Below are 20,876 nucleotides of genomic sequence, written 5' to 3' on the forward strand. Positions count from 1 at the left end.
TGCAGGGTTTTCTGGCTCTTGTTATAGCTAGAAGTTAAATCATCTTCTCCGAAGCTTCAATATTAACGACTTCAGAAGGAAAGCCACCCACTTATAGTAAGTAGGTGGCTTTCCTTCTGAAATGTCGTTAAAGTCAATTCAACGGGTAACTCACAATATGTTTTAAAGTAAATTTTTAATAGATTCTTCAATTTTCATTGGTTCTGTACTTGAGTGAACCTCACATGACTTAAATCACGTGCTTCTAAGATTACTCTTAGATTTTCCTGCAACTTTTCCATTCTTACAGAAATTATAAAAGGAACTTGTTGTATAAGATTTCAAAATATGATAAAATAATATTAATTACTATTAAAGAATTAATATAAATAAGAACGTAAATTTTTATAACATATTAAGGAGGAGACAATAGTGAATAATCAAGAACTGATGATCTTAAAAGGAGCAATTATTAATGAAATAGAAGGGTATGAATTTTATAACATGGCAGCAAACGGATCTAATTCTCTAGAAGTTAAAAATGCATTTTTAGAACTTGCACAGGAAGAAATGAAGCATGTAGTTTGGCTAAAGGATTTGTTTAGCAAGATTAAAGATGATAATATCGTGGATTTTCAATTGGCATTAATTCCTGAACCAGCTTCACCAGCAATTTTTAAATGGGAGAATATTGATAGAAAAGATGCTGGAATTGCTGTATCTGCCTTTGGAATTGGAATACAAATGGAAAAAGCATCAATAGAGTATTATACAAAGGCTACCAAAGAAACAGAACTTAAAGAAGCGAAAGCATTATATACTATTTTGATTAAATGGGAAAACATTCATTTAGATAAATTTTCATCTCAATATGAGGAATTAAAAGAAGAATGGTGGTCAGAACAAGGATATGCACCATTTTAAATAAGCTTATTTTAATTAGTTTTTAAAGCGTAAGTTAATATATAATCATAGTGAAAAACCACCGTTATATCAAATATAGCGGTGGTTTTTATATTGGGGGGATAGAAACAATCAAATAAGTAGTTACTAATGTAAAAAATTATATAATTAAAGTTACTATAATATATACTATGTAAATTTCAAGAAAAGGTTACTGGGTTTTAGAATATTTAAAAAATAAATAATCATTTTTTAGCACTTTATATTAAAATAAATTCTAAGTGCGACTTTAGGTATAATAAATCACGCAATTAGAGAAAATAATAAAAAGTAAATTTGAAAGGAGCATGATTTTATGGTAAATCAAACGGTAGAGTTTATAAATAAAGGATTTAAGATAATGAAGTTTGAACGTGCTCTTGACCTTGTTAATGGTCAAGAGATAGGGAAGATAGAACTTAAGGCATTGGATGGGCATAGGGAATATATAACCTTAGATGATAATGGTGCAGATGAAATAGAAAGAAATTTATTTGAATATTTAATAAACAAATAGGCTTAATAGCTATGCTGTTATATTGAACAATCATATTATATTAAACAGGATATATTAATAATGATAAAGTATTATAATTGGAATTATGTAAATAAGGTATGCTTATAACAATAAGTATATCTTATTGTATTTTATTACTATCGTGTTAATTTAAAATAAGAGATGTAATTATTATAAATATATTGTAAAATAGAGTTTGTTTGTTCAAGAAAATTCACACATATTAATTTTTTTAACTTAACCCATATTAGGTTATACTTATTTGTACTGATTAAAACAAATAAAATATAATATTCAAATTAAAAATAAATTTTAGGAGGAATTTCATATGAAAAAGGTTGCGGTTATATTTAATGGAGGAACAATAGCAATGACGGTTGATCCAAGAATAAAGGCTGCAATTCCAACTTTAAGTGGAGAAGAAATAATGTCTATGGTTACTGGAATTGAAAATTTTGCTGAGGTAGAATCATATACGTTTTCAAGTTTACCTGGGCCTCATGTGACACCAGAGCTTATGATGGAACTATCCAAATACATACAAAGTTTTTTACGCAGAGATGATATATGCGGAGTTGTAGTGACACATGGCACAGATTCCCTTGAGGAAACGGCATATCTATTGCACCTAACTATAGATAATCCAAAGCCTGTAATTGTTACAGGTTCCATGAGAAATAGTTCGGAACTTGGGTATGATGGACCGGCAAATTTATCAGCCTCGATTTGTACAGCTATTTCCCCAGAGGCTCGTAATAGGGGGGTACTGGTGTGCTTAAATGATGAACTTAATTGTGCGGGTGAAGTTACTAAATCACATTCAATGCATCTAAATACTTTTCAGAGCCCAGAATTTGGTCCAATAGGGATTATAGATAATAATGAAGCAATATTTTACAGAGATAGTTTGAAAAAAGAACATATTATTACAGAAAAAATAGAGACTAGAGTAGATTTAATAAAAGCTTGTGCTGGAATGGATTCTAAATTAATTGATTTTTGTGTTGAGCAAGGTGCAAGAGGACTTGTTATTGAAGCTATGGGGAGAGGGAATATTCCACCTAAAATGGCTAAAGGAGTAGAAAAAGCCATAGAAAAAGGAGTAGCAGTAGTTATGGTATCTAGATGCTTTAAAGGAAGAGTATTAGATTCCTATGGATATCCAGGTGGTGGAAAGGAACTTAGAAATGCTGGAGTTATTTTTGGGGATAGTTTGCCAGGCCAAAAGGCTAGAATTAAACTTATGCTTGCACTTGCAAAGACCGCAAATATAGAAGAAATTGAAAGAATGTTCGAGAGTGGACGTTATAAAAGCCGAATTTAATAAAGAATTTATATCTTAATATTCGTGATGGCATTGACGCATATAAATATTTTTGTTATTATGTTTGTACAAAAACAAAATATTCACTACAACTCATATAGTTCTGATAATAGGGTTCAGAAGTTTCTACCGAATACCAAAAATATTCGACTATGAGTAATCTGTGAGGCCATTTAATACCTTTGTATTAGTGACCGCTATGGTTTCTCATGAACCCTAGTGGTTTTATTTTGTATTGTAAACATTATGGAGGTTGACTAAATGGAACGTTTTAAGTTAGAAGAAAATGGAAGCGACGTAAGAAAAGAAATTATTGGAGGAGTAACTACATTTTTAACAATGGCATACATTATTGCAGTTAATGGAAATATATTGGGGGATCCTGGGGTAGGAATGCCAGCAGCTGCTGTAGTAACAGTAACTTGTTTAATGGCAGGACTTACCACAATATTTATGGGAGTATATGCTAATCTTCCTTTTGCACTAGCACCAGGAATGGGACTCAATGCATTTTTTGCTTATACTGTAGTAATAGGAATGAAAGTTCCATGGCAAGTAGCACTAGCGGCTGTTTTTGTAGAAGGCATTATTTTTATTATATTATCTTTAACTAGTGTGAGAGAGGCAGTAGTTAATGCTATACCAACAACTTTAAAATTAGCAGTTACTGCAGGTATAGGGCTCTTTATTGCATTTATTGGGTTTGTAGATGCTGGTATTGTAATTAGTAATGATGCAACAAAGGTTGCCCTTGGTAATTTTACAAGGCCAACAGTATTAATAACTGTAATTGGAGTAATTATAATTGTAGTTTTGTCTAAGAAAAATGTTAAAGGAGCTATGTTATGGGGAATAGCTGCAAGTACAATATTGGCTTGGATATTTGCTATAATATCACCTCAGGCAGCAGCAACATATGGAATAGGTACTCCCAAAGGTATATTTAAATTTGAATCAATAGCACCAATTGCTGGTAAACTAGATTTTTCATACCTAACTGATACAAGTAAAATATTGGAATTTCTTACAATAGTATTAACATTTTTATTTGTTGATTTTTTCGATACTGTAGGAACCTTAGTAGGAGTTGCATCTAAGGTTGGACTTGTTGATAAAAATGGTAATGTAAAAAATGCTGGACGTGCGTTACTTGTAGATGCGGTTGGTACTACTGTGGGAGCTTTCCTTGGGACTTCAACTGTAACTACTTTTGTAGAAAGTTCGGCGGGATTTGCAGAAGGCGCTAGAACTGGACTCGCTTCTGTTATAACTGGAGTATTATTTTTAATAGCAATGTTTTTCTCACCACTATTCGTTGCAATACCATCCTGTGCAACTGCACCTGCGCTAATAGTTGTAGGATTCTTTATGATGGAAAACATAGTTAAAATAGATTTTAGTGATTTTACAGAGGGAGTTCCTGCCTTCTTAACAATCGCATTAATGCCACTTACTTATAGTATTGGAGATGGTTTAACTATAGGAATTCTTTCTTATGCAGTTTTAAATCTTGCAAACAATATATTTACTAGGGATGCTAGTAAAAGAAAAAAGGTTTCAATTGTAATTTATATTTTGGCAGTATTATTTATCGCTAAATTGGTTATCACAGGGTTAAATCAATAATAATAAAATAAGTTTAGAATTACTTAGAAAAGACAGGTACATTTGCAGTGATATGTACTTGTCTTTTCTTTATTAATAAAAGTACTGTAACAAAGCTAGTGCCACCCGAATAACATAATACAAAATTGTATAAGGGTGGTATTATGAAAATAAATAATAGGCTATCCAATATTAATGAATATCATTTCAAAAAAATTGAAGATATGAAAAATGAATATCTTCACACCGGGAAAAAAATCATTGACTTGAGCATAGGGGATCCAGATTTAGAAGTTAATTCAAAAATAACTGATGCCCTAGTAGATGGATTAAAAGGGTATAGGTATAATAACTACCCTCCTTATGATGGTATAATTGAACTTAAAAAAGCGGTTATAAAATATTATAAGGAGATTTATTCTGTATGTTTAGATTTGGAGGAAGTGATAATTCTTATAGGCTCAAAAGAAGGCATAAGCAATATCATCCCAGCAGTATGCGATGTGGGAGAGTATGTAATAGTGCCAGAACCTGCATATCCTGTTTATAGTATCTGTTCAAAACTGTGGGGCTGCATTCCTTATACTATCCCGTTAAAGGAAAGCAATGGATATATGCCCGATCTCAATATTATCCCGAAGGAAATCATCTCTAAATGTAAACTTATATTTATAAATTATCCTAATAATCCAACTGGTGCAGTAGCAAGTTCAGAGTTCTACAAGAATATTGTAAAGTTTTCTTATGATAATAACATTGTTTTATGTAATGATTCGGCATATAATGAGATAATTAAGGTAGACAAAAAAACTATTAGTCTTATGCAATATGATGTAAAAAGGCAATTTGTGGAGTTTGGAACTCTATCTAAAACTTACAATATGACAGGATATAGAATAGGTTATGCTGTAGGGAATGCTAAAGTAATAAATGCGCTTTTAAAGGTGAAAAGTAATTGTGATTCTGGTCAATTTATTCCATTGCAAAAGGCCGCAATTGCTGCTTTTAATTTAGAACGTGATTATATTCAAAATCTAAGAAAAATATATGATGAAAGGCGACAAGTTGCTAAAAGGATTCTGCTCCAAAAGAACATTGAATTTTTTGATGCGGAGGGGACCTTTTATTTGTGGTGCAAAACACCTAAAAATTATACAACTAATGAGTTTTGCGCGGAACTATTGATTAATCATGGAATTGTGGTTACACCTGGGAATGTTTTTGGCAACCTTGGATACGATTATTTCCGTATAGCATTGACTAAAGATAGACTTATTATTGAAGAAGCTTTAAAATCTTTAAAAAAATGTGGTGATTAATATTATTATTGGTATAATATAAGTTATATAGGAAATATTTTATTATAAGTGTGAACTATTTTAAAAATACATTAAAATACATTTTAACAGTATTTTTTTAAATAAAAAACGTAATTAAAGTGAAAACTTATGATTTTGACTTGAAATTGTGGTGTTGGTTTATGTATAATTATAAGGATTCACAATGAACATTGGAAGGAAGCGTTGTTATGATTAGGAGTATGACTGGGTTTGGAAGAGGAAGATCTGAAAAAGATGGTAAAAGATTTACCATTGAGATTAAGAGTGTTAATCATAGATATTTCGAAACCAATATAAGAATGCCCAGAGTGTTAATATCTTTTGAGGATAAAATCCGAAAAATAATTGGTGAAAAAGTAAAAAGAGGAAAACTTGACGTATTTGTAACTCAAGGTAATTATGATAAGGAAGATGTAGAAGCTTATTTAAATGAAAAATTAGCTGAAAGTTATATGAACTGCTTTAGAGTTCTAAAAGATAAATATGATCTTCGAGATGATATATCAGTTTCTCAAATTGCTAGATTACCTGAGGTAGTAACTCTTAAACAAAAGGAGGAAGATGTTTCAGAGACTTTTGAGCAGATTGAACAATCATTAAATGAAGCCCTTGAAGCTCTTCTTTTTATGAGAGAAAGAGAAGGAGAAAAATTACTAGAGGATGTTATGTGTAAATGTGATTTAATCAATGGGTTGGTTCAAAAGGTTAAAGAAAGAGCTCCCGTTGTCTTTTGTGAGTACAAGGGGAAACTAACTCAAAGGCTAAATGCTCTTCATAAGGAAGTTGAATTTGATGAGAATAGAGTTGCCATGGAAGTTGCAATTTTTGTGGATAAAGCTGGAATTGATGAAGAAATAGTAAGACTTAATAGTCATATACAGCAAATGAAGGAAACTCTAATAATAAACGGACCGGTTGGAAGGAAGCTTGATTTCATTATTCAAGAAATGAATAGAGAAACTAACACTATAGCTTCGAAAGCAAATGATTTAGAAATTTTAAATACAGTAATTGATATGAAAAGTGAAATAGAAAAAATTAGAGAACAAATACAAAACATAGAATAAACAGGAGGCGCGCGATGAGTATAAAATTAATAAACATAGGTTTTGGTAACATTGTTTCAGCAAATAGATTGGTAGCAATAGTAAGCCCTGAATCAGCTCCAATTAAAAGAATAATTCAAGAAGCAAGGGATAGAGGTATGCTAATTGATGCTACTTATGGAAGAAGAACCAGAGCGGTTATTATCACAGATAGTGATCATGTTATTTTATCAGCTGTTCAACCTGAAACTGTTGCACACCGCTTATCTGTTAAAGATGATGATCGTTTAGACGAGGTTGAGGAATAATGGGGTGTAAAGGTCAGCTCATTGTTATTTCAGGACCTTCCGGTGCTGGTAAAGGAACTGTATGCAAGTCGCTTCTCCAAAAAAATGATTTTTGGATTTCGGTGTCTGCCACTACTAGAAGTCCAAGGAATGATGAAATAGATGGAGTAAACTACTATTTCATAACAAAAGATAAATTTTTAGAAAAAATTGAAACAGAAGATTTTCTTGAATATGCAGAGGTTTATGGAAATTATTACGGTACACCAAAATCTGAGGTTTTAAAAGTATTAGATAGCGGCAGAGATGTAATACTTGAAATAGATATTCAAGGCGCGCTTATGGTTAAGAAGTCCTATCCCAATGGTTTATTTATTTTTATTCTTCCGCCATCCATGGAGGAATTAAAAAATAGAATTACCAATAGGGGCAGTGAAACACCAGAGTCTTTAATTACTAGATTTACATCAGCTCATAATGAAATTAGTTTCGTGTCAAAATATGATTATGCAGTTGTTAATGATACTGTAGATAGTGCTTGTAAAAAAATTGAAAGCATTGTAATTGCAGAAAGATGTAGAGTAGATAGAATGAATGGAGTTTTTTTAAAGGAGGAAAATATTAATGAATAATTCAATGATAAACCCATCAATAGTAGATTTATTAGAAAAGGTTGATAACAGATATTCCTTAGTTGTGGCAACATCAAAAAGAGCAAGACAACTAATAGAGGGTCAAAGCCCACTTGTACATGTGGATTCTACGAAACCAGTTACTATAGCTATACATGAGATCTATGAAGGAGCTATTTTGGCTATTACAACAAAAGAGGGAATAAAATAGTATGAAAAATACAAAGACAGTAGTTATTGGTGTAACAGGTGGTGTAGCTGCTTATAAAGCATTAGATGTTATTAGTAGATTAAGGAAAGAAGATGTTTGCGTACATGTTATAATGACTAAAGCGGCATCGGAGTTCGTAAATCCAATAAGCTTTCAAGCATTAAGTCAAAATATTGTTATTCATGACATGTTTGATGAGCCTAAAGCCTGGGAGATACAACATGTATCTCTTGCTAAAAAAGCTGATTTAATGGTTGTAGTTCCAGCAACTGCTAATATAATTGGTAAAGTTGCAAATGGTATAGCGGATGATATGCTTACTACTACTATTATGGCAACAGTGGCACCAGTGATATTTGCCCCAGCAATGAATGTCAATATGTACAATAATAAAGTAGTACAGGGTAATATTCAAAAACTTATGGCTTGTGGTTATGAGTTTATTTCTCCTACTTCAGGAAGACTGGCCTGTGGTGATATAGGACAAGGAAAATTAGCACAAACTGAAGATATTTTTGAAATAATTATGAGTAAATTATATCCCATAAAAGACATGTTGGGCATTAGTGTTTTAGTTACAGCAGGGCCTACAATTGCACCAATTGACCCTGTAAGATTTATAACAAATAGATCTACAGGCAAAATGGGCTATGCAATTGCAAAGGAAGCTAGAGATAGAGGGGCTGTTGTAACTTTAATATCTGGTCCATCTAATGAAAAAGAGCCCTTTGGTGTAACTCTCATAAGGATAAATACTAATGAAGAGATGAGGGCGGCTGTATTAAATAAGTTTGAAGATAGTGATATAGTTGTAAGTGCGGCGGCTGTGGCAGACTTTAAACCTAAAATATACTCTAATAGTAAAATTAAAAAAGGCGAAAATGGATTAACTTTAGAATTTGTACGTGACAATGATATTTTAAAAGAATTAGGACTACATAAGAAAAATCAAATATTGGTAGGATTTGCGGCTGAAAGTAATGATCTACTTCAAAATGCAAAAGCAAAACTTACGAATAAAAATTTAGATTATATAGTTGCTAATGATATAACAGCGGCAGATATTGGCTTTGGAACTGAGGATAATAAAGTGACTATTTTAAGCAAAGATAGGGATCCAATTGCAATAGCAAAAATGACAAAAAAACAAGTCGCTGGGGAATTGTTTAGTTTAATAAATAAAAAGCGCTAATGCGCTTTTTTATGTTATAGAAAATTACAAAATCAAAAGGGTGATTGTGTGTATCAGTATGCTGGAGTTGTGGTGAATAACGATTCGGTTCAAGTGGATAAGATTTTTACATATAAAATACCTGTTAGTTTAATAGGTAAAGTTCTTTTAGGATTTAGAGTTAAGGTACCCTTTGGCAGGGGAAACAAGAAACTGGATGCGTTTGTATTAGAATTGTATAAGCAATGTGATAATGTTAATAATATTAAGGAAATAGCCAGTATTTGTGATGAAATGCCACTTCTTAAAATAACTGATATTGAACTTGTGAAGATTATGAAAAAAAAGTATCTTTGCACTTATTTAGAATGCATAAAAGTTATTGTTCCAAGAGGGATAACAAAAGGTATAAAAAGCAAAACTGCACAGCTGTTAACTGTAAGTAAGGAACTAGAAGGTAAATTTTTAAAGGAACCTTATAAAAATATTTATGAGCAAGTACAACTAAATAATATGAAATACAACAAAAATGAATTCAGTATAACTTTCAGTAAATCCTTGTCATCAGTTAATACCATGATTAAACATGGGTTTCTATCTACAGAAGAGATTGTAATTAATAGGTACAGTGAAAAAAACTATGCCAAATATGAAGAAAGAGTACTAAATGAGAAGCAACAACGATCAGTAGATTTTATAATGAATTCCGGGTATAAAAAATTTTTAATACATGGAGTTACAGGTAGTGGAAAGACTGAAATATACATGAATTTGGTAAGTTATATGTTAAAAGAAAATAAACAATCTATAATACTTATACCAGAAATATCACTAACACCTCAAATGGTCGAAAGATTTAAAGGGCGATTTGGTCGTGATATAGCAGTTTTTCATAGTAGATTATCGGATGGTGAACGTTTTGATGAATGGATGAGAGTAAAGCTTGGAAATGTTAAAATTGCCATAGGGGCTAGATCAGCTATATTTTTACCTTTTGAAAACTTAGGATTAATTGTTATAGATGAGGAGCAGGAAGCAAGTTATAAATCAGACAGTAATCCAAAATTTGATGCTAGGGAAATAGCCAATATCAAATGTGAGCTGGAGGATTGTAAATTATTACTCGGCTCAGCGACACCATCTATTGAAAGTTACTATAGGGCTTCAATGAAGGAGCTACAGCTGATTACTATTAATGAAAGGGCTGATGGTGCTGCCATGCCCAAAGTAGAAATCGTTGATATGAGGGAAGAACTCATGAATAATAATCGTTCAATCTTTAGTAAATCACTACATGAAGGAATTATAGAAGCTTTAGGGAAAAATGAGCAAGTAATATTATTTTTAAATAGAAGAGGATTTTCAACTTTCGTGTCTTGTAGAAAATGTGGCTATGTTTTCAAATGTAAAAAATGTGATATATCGCTGACCTATCACAATTCAAGTGAGTACTTAACTTGCCATTACTGTGGGGAAAAAGAAAGAATTAGTAAAACTTGCCCTAGTTGTGGAAGTAGTTATGTGAAATATTTTGGAGTTGGGACAGAAAAAATTGAACAAGAAATTAACAGAATTTTTCCAAGTGCAAAAACCTTGAGAATGGATTTTGACACAACACGGAAAAAAAATTCTTATGAATATATATACAATACCTTTAAAAACAAACAAGCAGATATTTTGATTGGAACTCAAATGGTAGCTAAAGGATTAGATTTTGAAAATGTTACATTAGTAGGAGTTATAGCTGCAGATTTATCATTGAATTTACCTGATTTTAGGGCTTTTGAGCGTACATTTCAACTTTTAACTCAGGTCTCAGGAAGATCAGGTAGAGGTAAAAAAGAAGGAAAAGTAGTTATACAAACTTATAGTGCAGATAATCTCACCATACAATATGCTGCAGCTAATGATTATGATAATTTCTATAAAAATGAAATTTTGCTCAGAAAACTTATGGACTATCCACCCTTTACCAGTATTCTTGTTATATCTATGAGCTCTGAGGATGAAAATTTGTTAATAAAAAGTATACAAAATGTTGGCATAAATTTAAAATATAAAATTGGAGATAATGATAAAATTAAAGTACTAGGACCCTGTCCTTGTGGAATATCTAAAATTAAGAATTTCTACAGATGGCAAATTATAATTAAAGGAAATATTAAGGGAGATATTGCACAGGATATAAAAAATTTAGTTTATGAATCAGTTAAAAATATTTATAATAGTGTAAGGGTTAGTATAGATATTAATCCGAGTAGTATGAGTTAACAACATTTCAGAAGGAAAGTTTACATTATTTTTTAAATGAAAATTTAAATATCCTTCTGAAGTCGTTAATGTTACACCTTCGAAGAAGATGAGTAACTTCAAAGAAGATAAATTAATAACAAGGAGGGTTTTTGAATGGCTATAAGAACAATTAGAACTTATGGGGACGACATTTTAAGGAAAAAAAGCAAAATAGTAGATGAAATTAACCCAAGGATTTTACTATTAATTAAAGATATGAAAGAAACCATGTATAATTCAAAGGGAATAGGTCTTGCTGGTCCGCAGGTTGGTATTTTAAAAAGAATAATAGTTATTGATATTGGAAATGGACCTATGGCACTTATTAATCCAGAGATAATAGAAACTATGGGTGCAAATGTGTCCAATGAAGGGTGCCTAAGTATACCAGGGGTACAAAAAAATGTAGAAAGGCCTAATGAAGTAACAGTAAAGGCACTGGATGAAAAGGGAGAAGTCGTAGTTATAAATGGAGAGGGTCTTCTTGCAAGAGCATTCTGCCATGAAATAGATCATTTAGATGGCATATTGTTTGTAGACAAAGCAATAGACGATGAGGAGAAATAATATGAAAATAATTTTTATGGGTACGCCAGAGTTTTCGGTGCCATCCCTTGCTAGACTTATAAATGAATTTGAAGTTTGTGCTGTTTTTACTCAGCCAGATAGACCAAAAGGAAGAGGCAAAAATTTGGCAATGTCTCCGATTAAACAATTAGCAATTTCACATGATATACCGGTATACCAGCCAATAAGAATTAAAAAGAACGAGGAAATCATAGAAGTAATTAAAAATTTAAAACCTGATTTTATTGTAGTAGTGGCTTTTGGTCAGATACTTCCAAAGGAAGTATTGGATATTCCTAAATATGGGTGCATAAATTTACATGCATCATTATTACCAAAATATAGAGGGGCTGCTCCTATTAATTGGTGCATAATTAATGGAGAGACTAAAAGTGGGAATACAACCATGCTTATGGATGTTGGTATTGACACTGGAGATATGTTTCTAACAGAAGAGGTAGAACTAACGAGTACTATTACCGCTGGTGAATTGCATGATATTCTTAGCAATAGTGGTGGTGAACTTTTAGTTAAAACAATAAAGGGTATAGTAGATAATGAGATAGTGCCAGTTAAGCAAGGAGATGAGATTAACTCATATGCGCCTATGCTAAATAAGAAAATGGCAAATATAAATTGGGCTGACAGCAATGCTAATATTCATAATTTTATAAGAGGATTAAATCCAACGCAAGTTGCATATACTCATTATGACAACGGCGTAATGAAAATATATAAATCAAGAGCAATTGATGAAGAGTCGAATAAAAGCATTGGAAGTATTATAGAGGTTTCAAAAGAGGGAATAAAGGTATCAACTGGTAGTGGCATTTTACTTATTGAAGAGATACAATTTCCAGGTAAAAAGCCATTAAAAGTTAAGGACTATATAATAGGAAATAAGATAGAGGAAGGTATTATTTTAAATTAAGAGAGGTGAATGAATATGTTTTTTTATGATAGTACTATGCTTATATTATTGCCAGCTATAATTATATCGGCACTCGCACAGCTTAAAATTAAGTTTTCTTTTAGTAAATATTCTAAGGTCAATAGTGCAAATGGTTACACTGGGGCACAGGTAGCTAGAATGCTACTAGATGAGGGTGGACTTTTTGATATACCAATAGAAATTGTAGGTGGAAAACTTACTGACCATTACGACCCATCTAAAAGAGTTATGAGACTCTCAGCCGAGGTTTATAATGGGACTTCAGTAGCATCTATAGGGGTTGCTGCCCATGAGACTGGGCATGCTCTTCAAGACAAGGAACATTATGCACCTTTAAAAATAAGGAATGCAATAGTGCCAGCAGTTAATTTTAGTTCTAATGCATCATGGTTATTATTTTTAGTAGGAATAATTTTAAGTGTTCAGCCTTTAATATATGTTGGAATTATTTTATTCTCAGCCGTGGTAGTATTTCAGTTAATTACTCTACCTGTTGAATTTAATGCATCTAGTAGAGCACTTACAATTTTAGAATCTAAAAGTATACTTTATGGAGATGAACTAAAAGGGGCAAAATCAGTACTTAGTGCAGCTGCTATGACATATTTATCTGCAGCACTTATGGCGATTTCTCAGCTTATAAGGCTAATTCTATTAAGTCGCGACAGATAAAAATCAAATGAAAAATTGAGGTAATAACATGAATAATAGTAGACTTACAGCAATTATAGTTATTGAAAAAGTAATAAATGAAAATGCTTATTCTAATATAGTTTTAGGCATAGAACTTAACAAATCAGATCTAAATGATAAAGATAAAGCGCTAGTTACAGAAATAGTTTATGGCACTTTAAAATATAAATATACTATAGATAAAATATTGAGCAGATTTATAAAAAAAGGTTTTGAATCCTTAGATAGTTTTGTTTTAAACATACTAAGGATATCAGTTTATCAAATTAGGGTTTTAGATAAAATCCCCAGCTTTGCTGTTGTTAGCGAGGCTGTAAACTTAACAAAAAAGATGAGCAATGCGGGAGCAGCGCAACTTGTTAATGGAGTACTTAGAAACTATCTAAGAGAGGACAATGCACCCTATTATAATGGAAAAAATGATATTGAAAGATTATGCTTTGAGTATTCATTTACTAAGGCTTTAGTTAAACTATTTATAAGGCAATATGGAATTGTCACCGCTGAGGAAATTCTAAGGGGCTTAAATTGTAGACCTGATGTTACAGTTAGAGTAAATACTCTGAAATTAACTTATGATGAAATATGGCAAAAACTTATAGAAAATGGGTATAATATAGAAAAAGGCTATGCGTGCTTGGATGCGATACGGATTATAAAAGGTAAAAATATAGAGAATAACCTTTTATTTAATGAAGGAAGCATAACAGTTCAGGATGAAAGTGCCATGCTTACAGCCCATTCTATGGACCTTTTACCGAATTTAGAAGTGTTAGATCTTTGTAGTGCTCCAGGTGGAAAAACAACACATATTGCAGAAATTATGAGAAACACAGGACATATTTTTGCATTTGATTTACATGAAAATAAGTTATCATTAATAAAACAAAATTTAAATAGAATAGGAATTATAAATACAACTTGTAATGTTATGGATGCTACAATTTATGATCCAAGTTTACTGGAATCTGCAGATAGGGTACTTATTGATGTACCTTGCTCTGGTCTTGGAATTATTAGAAAAAAACCTGAGATAAAGTGGAGTAAGCATATAAAAGATATAGAAAATATAATTAACACACAAAGAAAAATAATGGAGAATGCTTCCAAATACGTAAAAAGTGGTGGAGTGCTTGTATACTCAACTTGCACACTTAATAAGGAAGAAAATGAAGGTAATGTTGATTGGTTTATAGAAAATCATCCAGAGTTTAAGGTTCAGCCAGTATTTTATGGCAAATTCAGTAATATAAACTATAGTGAAGCAGGGTATGTAACTATATTGCCAAATGAATACATGGATGGATTTTTTATAGCCAAAATCATAAAAGCGCGGTAGGTGTATAAAATGATAAATATTTTAGATTTAAATTTGGTAGAATTAAAACAATGGATGAAAAGTAATGGGGAAAGTGAATTTAGAGCTAAACAAGTATCAGACTGGATTTATAAGGATATTTGGAAGTTTGAGAATATGAATAATATTCCACAAACTGTAAAAGAAAAGCTTCAAGACAATTTTTATATAGGAGTACCTGAGCTAATTTCTGAGCATACTTCAAAACTAAATGATACAAGAAAATATCTATTTGCGTTAAATGATGGTAACTTAATTGAATGTGTGGTTATGAAATATAAACATGGGAATTCAATATGTATATCAACTCAAGTTGGATGTAGGATGGGTTGTAAATTTTGTGCTTCTACCATCGGAGGGATGATTAGAAACCTAACTTCTGGAGAAATGTTATCTCAAATAATGAAATCACAGCAGTTAATTGGAGAGAGAATTTCTAATGTGGTACTAATGGGAAGTGGTGAACCATTTGACAACTTTGAAAATGTAATGAAATTTTTAGAAGTTGTGAATTCAGAAAATGGGCTCAATATTGGTCAAAGACATATAACTATATCTACTTGTGGAATTGTACCCAAAATTAAAGAATTTGCTGATTTTCAGTTGCAAACGACACTAGCTATTTCACTTCACGCAGCTACAGATGAAATTAGAATGGTGAGTATGCCTATTGCAAACAAGTACTCTATTGCAGAAATTATTGATGCATGTAAGTACTATATAAATAAAACTAATAGAAGAGTAACTTTTGAATATGCTCTTGTGAAGGATCTTAATGATAGCAAGAGAGATGCAGAAAAGTTAAGTGTGTTATTAAATGATATGTTATGTCATGTTAATTTAATTCCAATTAATGAGATTGAAGAAAATGAACTTAAAAGATCACCAAATGATAGTGTTAATGAGTTTAAGAGAGTACTGGAAAGTAATAATATTCAAACCACAATAAGACGCGAAATGGGCCTGGATATTAATGCGGCATGTGGACAACTAAGGAGAAGCCACATTAAAGGGAATAACGTAAATGAGGGGGTGTAACAATGCTGGGGGTTTTATCTGATATTGGAAATGTTAGAAAAACAAACGAAGACTCTGTAGGTTATTTTGAAACCAGTGATTTTGACATTTATGCTGTAGCAGATGGTATGGGTGGGCATAATGCAGGCGAGGTTGCAAGTGAACTAGCTATTAAAATTATTATAGAATATATAAAGCAGAATCATCAGGATTCAGATCTTAAAAAAGTACTTTCTGATGGAATTAAATCTGCAAATAAGAAAATTTATGATATGTCGATTGTAAGTGATTCTCTTAAAGGTATGGGTACAACTATAACAATTTGTTTTAAAAAGGGAGTAAAAATGGTTGTTGCAAATGTAGGCGACAGTAGTTGTTATGTTATTGATAGTGGAAGAAAATTATCAAAAATTACAAGAGACCATTCTTTGGTACAACAACTTTTAGATAATGGTACTATAACAGAAGAAAAAGCTAGAAATCATCCGAATAAAAATATTATTACAAGGGCACTTGGAACAAATGAGCTAGTGGAAGTTGATTTATTTGATGTTGATTTGACAAATATACACAAATGTATTTTGTGTACAGATGGGCTTACTAATGATGTGACTTATTCAGAAATGTATGATATTATTATGGAAAATGACAATATCTCTAGCTGCAAAATGTTAGTGGATTTAAGCAAATCTAAGGGTGGACGCGATAACATATCAGTTATCGTATTTGAAGGAGAGTGCAGAGATGATAGGAACCATATTAGGGAGTAGATATGAACTCCTTGAAAAAATCGGAGAGGGTGGAATGGCAATAGTATATAAAGCTAAATGTCATTTACTCAATCGTTACGTTGCTGTAAAGATACTAAAAGAAGAATTTTCAAATAATATAGATTTCATGGATAAATTCAAGAAAGAAGCTGCATCTGCAGCTAGTCTTTCATCAAATAATATAGTTAATATATATGATGTTGGACACGAGAAAGATATTAATTATATTGTAATGGAATATATAAAAGGTAAAACACTAAAGCAAGTTATACTTGATAATGGTAGTATGGATAATAACAAGGTAATAGATTATGGTATTCAGATTGCAAAAGCACTCGAGTGTGCTCATAAGAATAACATTATACATAGAGACATCAAACCTCATAATATTTTAGTTACTGAAGATGGAACGGTTAAAGTTACAGATTTTGGTATCGCGAAAGCTTCCAGTTCTGTCACTATAACTAATACTAGCACAGTAATGGGGTCAGCTCATTATTTTTCACCAGAACAAGCTAAAGCAAGTTTTGTAGACTTTAGAACGGACATTTATTCTTTTGGAATAGTACTTTATGAGATGTCTACTGGGAGAGTGCCTTATGATGCAGAAAGTCCGGTATCCGTAGCCTTAAAACATATACAGGAACCAGTTGTGCCTCCTAAGGATATAAATGACAATATACCTGAAAACCTAAATAAATTAATATTAAAGGCAATAGAGAAAGAACCTATAAAGAGGTATCAAACTGCAAAAGATATGCGTTTAGACTTGCAGAGAATACAAAATAATAGTGGCTATACTATTGCAGCAAGAGCTATGGATAATGAATACACTAGAGTTATGGAAGCTGTAAATGTAGATGATTATGAAAAAGAAGAAGTAACTGGAAAAATTGCAAAGAAAAACAACAATAAAAATATCAATAAAAAAAATAAAACTAAGATAATAGTTTCTATTGCAGTAGTTTTACTAATTGTTTTAGCTACTGTTTTAGGGCTGGTATATAAAAATGCACTGTTTGGCAATAGTGGAAAAGTAGATGTTGCCGGCAAGATAGTAGTGCCTAAAATTATAGGGTTAGATAAGAGCGATGCAAAAAAAGTAGTTGAAGATGAGGGCTTAACTTTTACAGAGGTTGCAGAAGAAAATAGCACCCAACCGAAAGGCACTGTGACGGTATGTTTTCCTGAGGTGGGAACAGAAGTGAAAGCTAAGAGCGAAGTAAGAGTTAGAGTGAGTAAAGGGCCGGAGACTTTCACGGTTCCTTATGTTAAAGGCTCTGATAGAAATTCAGCTAAAACCCTCATTGAAGGAAGTGGCTTGGTACTAGGCGATGTTAAAGAGGAATTCAGTGATTCAATACCTAGTGGCATAGTAATAAGTCAAGATCCAAGTGAAGAAAGTTTAGTTCAAAAGGGTGATAAAGTAAATTTAGTAATAAGTAAGGGCGTGCAAGTTAAAAATACATTAGTGCCAGATTTATCTGTATCATCAAAAGACGAGGCTCAAGGGTTATTACAAAATTCAAATTTAAAAATAGGTGATACAAAAGAAGTAATAACTAATGATAAATCACAAGATGGTAAAATTTTTAATCAAACAATTGCTCCCAATACTACTGTTAAAGAAGGCAGTTCAGTAGGGTTTAGTTATTATACCTATAAAGAACCTGTAAAAGAGCAATTTAAGGTTCCGGACTTTATAGGAAAAACGGTTAAAGAGGCAAAAGATTTAGCTGCAAAAGATGATATAACCATATCAGCTCCTGGAAGTGATGAAGATATCATTGATTCTCAAGATAAGGAAGCAGGGACGAAAGCGAGTGTTGGAGACACTATAACTTTAACATCCAAGGCTACTGTGCCTCCAGTAACACCTGATACACCCCCAGCTACTCAATAAAACAAATGATAATAATTTAATCATCTGGGATGTGTCTAAAACACATTAATTCAAATGTAAATTATGGAGGTTATATGCAAGGAGTAATTATAAAGGGTATAGGCGGATTATATTTTGTGAGAGTTGAAGATAAGGTTATAGAGTGCAAGGCAAGAGGTAAGTTCAGATATGCTGGACTTACCCCTGTTATTGGTGATAAAGTCGAAATAATGTTAGAAGTAGATGAAAGCAAAGGTGTAATAGAAAAAATTTTTTCGCGTGATAATGAAATGATACGTCCTGCAGTTGCTAATGTTACTCAAGCTTTTGTGGTTTTTGCCTTTAAACAACCTGACTTAAACATGGATCTCCTAAATAAATTTCTAGTGCTTTGTGAATTTTATAGGTTAAAAATAGTTCTATGTTTAAATAAGTTGGATTTAGTCCAGGAAGTTAATGATGACCTTATAAAAGAATTAAAGAGTGTTGGTTGCGATTTAGTATTTTTAAAAGCAAAGGAAGGTCAAGGACTAGATGCACTTAAGACAAGAATAAAAAATAACATTACTGTTTTTTGCGGTCCTTCTGGAGTAGGCAAGTCAACTATTCTCAATAGTTTACTTGGAAGAGAAGCTATGAAAACCGGAGATATAAGTAAGAAATCTCAGAAGGGTAAGCATACAACTCGTCATAGTGAGCTTATTGAATATGAAGAAGGATTCTTGCTAGATACACCAGGATTTTCAGCATTAAGTTTAGATTTCATAGATAAAGAAGGGTTACAACATTGTTTTCCTGAATTCGAAAAGTACGAAGGTCAATGTAGGTTTTCTAATTGTATGCATTATAAGGAACCCAATTGTAGAGTTAAAGAAGCTGTAGAAAACAATGAAATTTATCAGGATAGGTATAAATTTTATATTAAAACGTTAGAAGAAATAATTGATAGGGGGAATAGAAAATGATAAAAATAGCACCATCCATATTGTCAGCAGATTTTTCAAGACTAGGAGAACATATAAAGCAGCTGGAAGCATGTGGTGCTGATATGATCCATATTGATGTAATGGATGGTATGTTCGTACCTAACATTTCTTTTGGTATTCCCATCATCAAAAGTATTAGAAAATTAACAAAATTGACATTTGATGTACATCTTATGATAGAAGAACCCTCTAGATATGTAGAAGATTTTGTAGGGGCAGGTGCTGACATAATAACTGTTCATTATGAAACTGATAGACATATTGATAGAACTATTAATTACATAAAAAGTTTTGGTATTAAAGCTGGAGTTGCATTAAATCCTGCTACATCTGTAGACAGCATTAAATATTTAATAAGTAATCTTGATATGGTACTTATTATGTCTGTAAACCCTGGATTTGGGGGGCAAAAATATATTGACTACTGCTCTGATAAAATAAGTGAAGTTAGAGCTCTTGCAGATATTCATAATAAAGACATTATGATTCAAGTAGATGGCGGAATTGATGAAACTAATATCAGAAGTGTAGTTAATAGTGGGGCTAATGTTATTGTAGCAGGGTCCGCTGTATTTAAAAATGATGAAATAGATAAAAACATAAAAGCATTAAGAGCTGGAATTTAGCATGAAGGTCATAATAATATCAGGCGGTAATCCACCTTCCAAGGAATTGCTTACAAGTGAAATTACAGAAGATGCATATTTAATTGCAGCAGATAGTGGTGCTAACTGTCTATATGATTATAATATAGAGCCGGATTTACTCCTAGGAGATTTTGATTCTATTGATAAAGGGGTATTGGATTATTTTAAAAAGTGTAATTGTACTATAGATACTTACCCTACAGAGAAAGACTTTACTGATACTGAAATTGCAGTTGAAAAAGCTCTTTGCATGAAACCAAATGAAATAGTTTTTCTGGGGTGCACTGGAAGTAGGGTTGATCATCTGCTTGGTAATATTGGAATGCTTAAGATTTGCCTTAAAAATGGTGTCAGTGCCTTCATAAAAGACGAAAACAATAGTATAAGGCTGACTAATGCATCAACATCACTAAAGGGCACTATGGGCCAAATATTCTCAGTGCAGTCCTATGGCAATGAAATAATTGGGCTAACAATTGAGGGCGCTAAATATCCTTTAAACAATTACAATTTAAAGATTGGTGAGAGTATAACTATTTCCAATGAGTTTGTACGATCTGAGGTAAAGCTTAAATTTAAATCAGGGATGCTGCTAATAGTATTGCCTTTGGATTAATATGGAACAATTATCTAAATATAAACTATTTTTATTGATAAAC

At 32.0% G+C, this 20,876-nt stretch carries 21 protein-coding genes and 1 riboswitch; all 21 genes read left to right on the top strand.

Going from position 1 to position 20,876, the window contains the following annotated elements; genetic code table 11:
* Window positions 1-411: 411 nt before the first annotated feature.
* The 21 genes from KPL51_RS06420 to KPL51_RS06520 all read left to right on the top strand — a co-directional run bounded on the left by KPL51_RS06420 (window position 412) and on the right by KPL51_RS06520 (window position 20,833).
* Window positions 412-903: a ferritin family protein gene (locus KPL51_RS06420; RefSeq protein ID WP_216158630.1), complete on the top strand. Its 492-nt coding sequence runs from the start codon at window positions 412-414 to the stop codon at window positions 901-903.
* A gap of 334 nt (window positions 904-1,237) precedes the next feature.
* Window positions 1,238-1,438: a hypothetical protein gene (locus KPL51_RS06425; protein ID WP_216158633.1), complete on the top strand. Its 201-nt coding sequence runs from the start codon at window positions 1,238-1,240 to the stop codon at window positions 1,436-1,438.
* Between the two features lie 328 nt (window positions 1,439-1,766).
* Window positions 1,767-2,762 (top strand): asparaginase, encoded by a 996-nt coding sequence (locus tag KPL51_RS06430; RefSeq protein ID WP_216158635.1) that lies wholly within the window; start codon window positions 1,767-1,769, stop codon window positions 2,760-2,762.
* A 73-nt stretch (window positions 2,763-2,835) separates the two neighbouring features.
* Window positions 2,836-2,935: riboswitch (purine riboswitch) on the top strand.
* 88 nt (window positions 2,936-3,023) lie between these two features.
* A complete protein-coding gene (locus KPL51_RS06435) occupies window positions 3,024-4,388 on the top strand; it encodes an NCS2 family permease (protein WP_216158637.1) in 1,365 nt (454 codons plus the stop codon).
* Window positions 4,389-4,531: 143 nt separating this feature from the next.
* Window positions 4,532-5,686, top strand: coding sequence for an aminotransferase class I/II-fold pyridoxal phosphate-dependent enzyme (locus KPL51_RS06440; protein WP_216158639.1), 1,155 nt, complete (start codon window positions 4,532-4,534; stop codon window positions 5,684-5,686).
* Window positions 5,687-5,895: 209 nt separating this feature from the next.
* Entirely contained in the window at window positions 5,896-6,774 is an 879-nt protein-coding gene (locus KPL51_RS06445) for a YicC/YloC family endoribonuclease (protein ID WP_216158641.1), read from the top strand.
* A gap of 14 nt (window positions 6,775-6,788) precedes the next feature.
* On the top strand, window positions 6,789-7,061 hold the full coding sequence (gene remA / locus KPL51_RS06450) for an extracellular matrix/biofilm regulator RemA (protein WP_216158643.1): 273 nt from the start codon (window positions 6,789-6,791) through the stop codon (window positions 7,059-7,061).
* The gene (gene gmk, locus KPL51_RS06455) at window positions 7,061-7,672 is read left to right on the top strand and encodes a guanylate kinase (protein ID WP_216158645.1); all 612 of its coding nucleotides are present in this window, start codon (window positions 7,061-7,063) and stop codon (window positions 7,670-7,672) included. Before remA ends, gmk begins: the two co-directional genes overlap by 1 nt.
* Window positions 7,665-7,883, top strand: a complete 219-nt coding sequence (gene rpoZ, locus KPL51_RS06460) for a DNA-directed RNA polymerase subunit omega (protein ID WP_216158647.1) — start codon at window positions 7,665-7,667, stop codon at window positions 7,881-7,883. Before gmk ends, rpoZ begins: the two co-directional genes overlap by 8 nt.
* A 1-nt stretch (window position 7,884) precedes the next feature.
* The gene (gene coaBC / locus KPL51_RS06465; RefSeq protein ID WP_216158649.1) at window positions 7,885-9,075 is read left to right on the top strand and encodes a bifunctional phosphopantothenoylcysteine decarboxylase/phosphopantothenate--cysteine ligase CoaBC; all 1,191 of its coding nucleotides are present in this window, start codon (window positions 7,885-7,887) and stop codon (window positions 9,073-9,075) included.
* Between the two features lie 48 nt (window positions 9,076-9,123).
* Window positions 9,124-11,325: a primosomal protein N' gene (priA, locus tag KPL51_RS06470; RefSeq protein ID WP_216158651.1), complete on the top strand. Its 2,202-nt coding sequence runs from the start codon at window positions 9,124-9,126 to the stop codon at window positions 11,323-11,325.
* Window positions 11,326-11,460: 135 nt separating this feature from the next.
* Window positions 11,461-11,913, top strand: coding sequence for a peptide deformylase (def, locus tag KPL51_RS06475; RefSeq protein WP_216158653.1), 453 nt, complete (start codon window positions 11,461-11,463; stop codon window positions 11,911-11,913).
* 1 nt (window position 11,914) lies between these two features.
* Window positions 11,915-12,844: a methionyl-tRNA formyltransferase gene (gene fmt, locus KPL51_RS06480; protein WP_216158655.1), complete on the top strand. Its 930-nt coding sequence runs from the start codon at window positions 11,915-11,917 to the stop codon at window positions 12,842-12,844.
* Between the two features lie 15 nt (window positions 12,845-12,859).
* On the top strand, window positions 12,860-13,537 hold the full coding sequence (locus KPL51_RS06485; RefSeq protein ID WP_216158657.1) for a zinc metallopeptidase: 678 nt from the start codon (window positions 12,860-12,862) through the stop codon (window positions 13,535-13,537).
* Window positions 13,538-13,565: 28 nt separating this feature from the next.
* A complete protein-coding gene (rsmB, locus tag KPL51_RS06490; protein WP_216158659.1) occupies window positions 13,566-14,897 on the top strand; it encodes a 16S rRNA (cytosine(967)-C(5))-methyltransferase RsmB in 1,332 nt (443 codons plus the stop codon).
* A gap of 9 nt (window positions 14,898-14,906) precedes the next feature.
* Window positions 14,907-15,953, top strand: a complete 1,047-nt coding sequence (rlmN, locus tag KPL51_RS06495; protein ID WP_216158661.1) for a dual-specificity RNA methyltransferase RlmN — start codon at window positions 14,907-14,909, stop codon at window positions 15,951-15,953.
* A 2-nt stretch (window positions 15,954-15,955) separates the two neighbouring features.
* Complete coding sequence (locus KPL51_RS06500; RefSeq protein ID WP_216158663.1) at window positions 15,956-16,702, top strand: Stp1/IreP family PP2C-type Ser/Thr phosphatase; 747 nt, start codon at window positions 15,956-15,958, stop codon at window positions 16,700-16,702.
* Entirely contained in the window at window positions 16,677-18,605 is a 1,929-nt protein-coding gene (pknB, locus tag KPL51_RS06505; protein ID WP_216158665.1) for a Stk1 family PASTA domain-containing Ser/Thr kinase, read from the top strand. Before KPL51_RS06500 ends, pknB begins: the two co-directional genes overlap by 26 nt.
* 74 nt (window positions 18,606-18,679) lie before the next feature.
* Entirely contained in the window at window positions 18,680-19,549 is an 870-nt protein-coding gene (gene rsgA, locus KPL51_RS06510; RefSeq protein ID WP_216158667.1) for a ribosome small subunit-dependent GTPase A, read from the top strand.
* Complete coding sequence (gene rpe / locus KPL51_RS06515; protein ID WP_216158669.1) at window positions 19,546-20,196, top strand: ribulose-phosphate 3-epimerase; 651 nt, start codon at window positions 19,546-19,548, stop codon at window positions 20,194-20,196. Before rsgA ends, rpe begins: the two co-directional genes overlap by 4 nt.
* A 1-nt stretch (window position 20,197) precedes the next feature.
* Window positions 20,198-20,833 carry a thiamine diphosphokinase gene (locus KPL51_RS06520; RefSeq protein ID WP_216158670.1) on the top strand — a complete coding sequence of 212 codons (636 nt, stop codon included), beginning with the start codon at window positions 20,198-20,200 and terminating at the stop codon, window positions 20,831-20,833.
* Window positions 20,834-20,876: the final 43 nt, after the last annotated feature.

The organism is Clostridium bowmanii (assembly GCF_018861315.1).
GTDB classification, from domain to species: Bacteria; Bacillota; Clostridia; order Clostridiales; family Clostridiaceae; genus Clostridium_AD; species Clostridium_AD bowmanii.

What these genes read in the sequence shown, in the direction of transcription:
- KPL51_RS06425 (WP_216158633.1), top strand. Translation starts at nt 1,238, where the DNA reads ATGGTAAATCAAACGGTAGAGTTTATAAATAAAGGATTTAAGATAATG.
- KPL51_RS06430 (WP_216158635.1), top strand. Translation starts at nt 1,767, where the DNA reads ATGAAAAAGGTTGCGGTTATATTTAATGGAGGAACAATAGCAATGACG.
- KPL51_RS06435 (WP_216158637.1), top strand. Translation starts at nt 3,024, where the DNA reads ATGGAACGTTTTAAGTTAGAAGAAAATGGAAGCGACGTAAGAAAAGAA.
- KPL51_RS06440 (WP_216158639.1), top strand. Translation starts at nt 4,532, where the DNA reads ATGAAAATAAATAATAGGCTATCCAATATTAATGAATATCATTTCAAA.
- KPL51_RS06445 (WP_216158641.1), top strand. Translation starts at nt 5,896, where the DNA reads ATGATTAGGAGTATGACTGGGTTTGGAAGAGGAAGATCTGAAAAAGAT.
- remA (WP_216158643.1), top strand. Translation starts at nt 6,789, where the DNA reads ATGAGTATAAAATTAATAAACATAGGTTTTGGTAACATTGTTTCAGCA.
- gmk (WP_216158645.1), top strand. Translation starts at nt 7,061, where the DNA reads ATGGGGTGTAAAGGTCAGCTCATTGTTATTTCAGGACCTTCCGGTGCT.
- rpoZ (WP_216158647.1), top strand. Translation starts at nt 7,665, where the DNA reads ATGAATAATTCAATGATAAACCCATCAATAGTAGATTTATTAGAAAAG.
- coaBC (WP_216158649.1), top strand. Translation starts at nt 7,885, where the DNA reads ATGAAAAATACAAAGACAGTAGTTATTGGTGTAACAGGTGGTGTAGCT.
- def (WP_216158653.1), top strand. Translation starts at nt 11,461, where the DNA reads ATGGCTATAAGAACAATTAGAACTTATGGGGACGACATTTTAAGGAAA.
- fmt (WP_216158655.1), top strand. Translation starts at nt 11,915, where the DNA reads ATGAAAATAATTTTTATGGGTACGCCAGAGTTTTCGGTGCCATCCCTT.
- KPL51_RS06485 (WP_216158657.1), top strand. Translation starts at nt 12,860, where the DNA reads ATGTTTTTTTATGATAGTACTATGCTTATATTATTGCCAGCTATAATT.
- rsmB (WP_216158659.1), top strand. Translation starts at nt 13,566, where the DNA reads ATGAATAATAGTAGACTTACAGCAATTATAGTTATTGAAAAAGTAATA.
- rlmN (WP_216158661.1), top strand. Translation starts at nt 14,907, where the DNA reads ATGATAAATATTTTAGATTTAAATTTGGTAGAATTAAAACAATGGATG.
- KPL51_RS06500 (WP_216158663.1), top strand. Translation starts at nt 15,956, where the DNA reads ATGCTGGGGGTTTTATCTGATATTGGAAATGTTAGAAAAACAAACGAA.
- pknB (WP_216158665.1), top strand. Translation starts at nt 16,677, where the DNA reads ATGATAGGAACCATATTAGGGAGTAGATATGAACTCCTTGAAAAAATC.
- rsgA (WP_216158667.1), top strand. Translation starts at nt 18,680, where the DNA reads ATGCAAGGAGTAATTATAAAGGGTATAGGCGGATTATATTTTGTGAGA.
- rpe (WP_216158669.1), top strand. Translation starts at nt 19,546, where the DNA reads ATGATAAAAATAGCACCATCCATATTGTCAGCAGATTTTTCAAGACTA.
- KPL51_RS06520 (WP_216158670.1), top strand. Translation starts at nt 20,198, where the DNA reads ATGAAGGTCATAATAATATCAGGCGGTAATCCACCTTCCAAGGAATTG.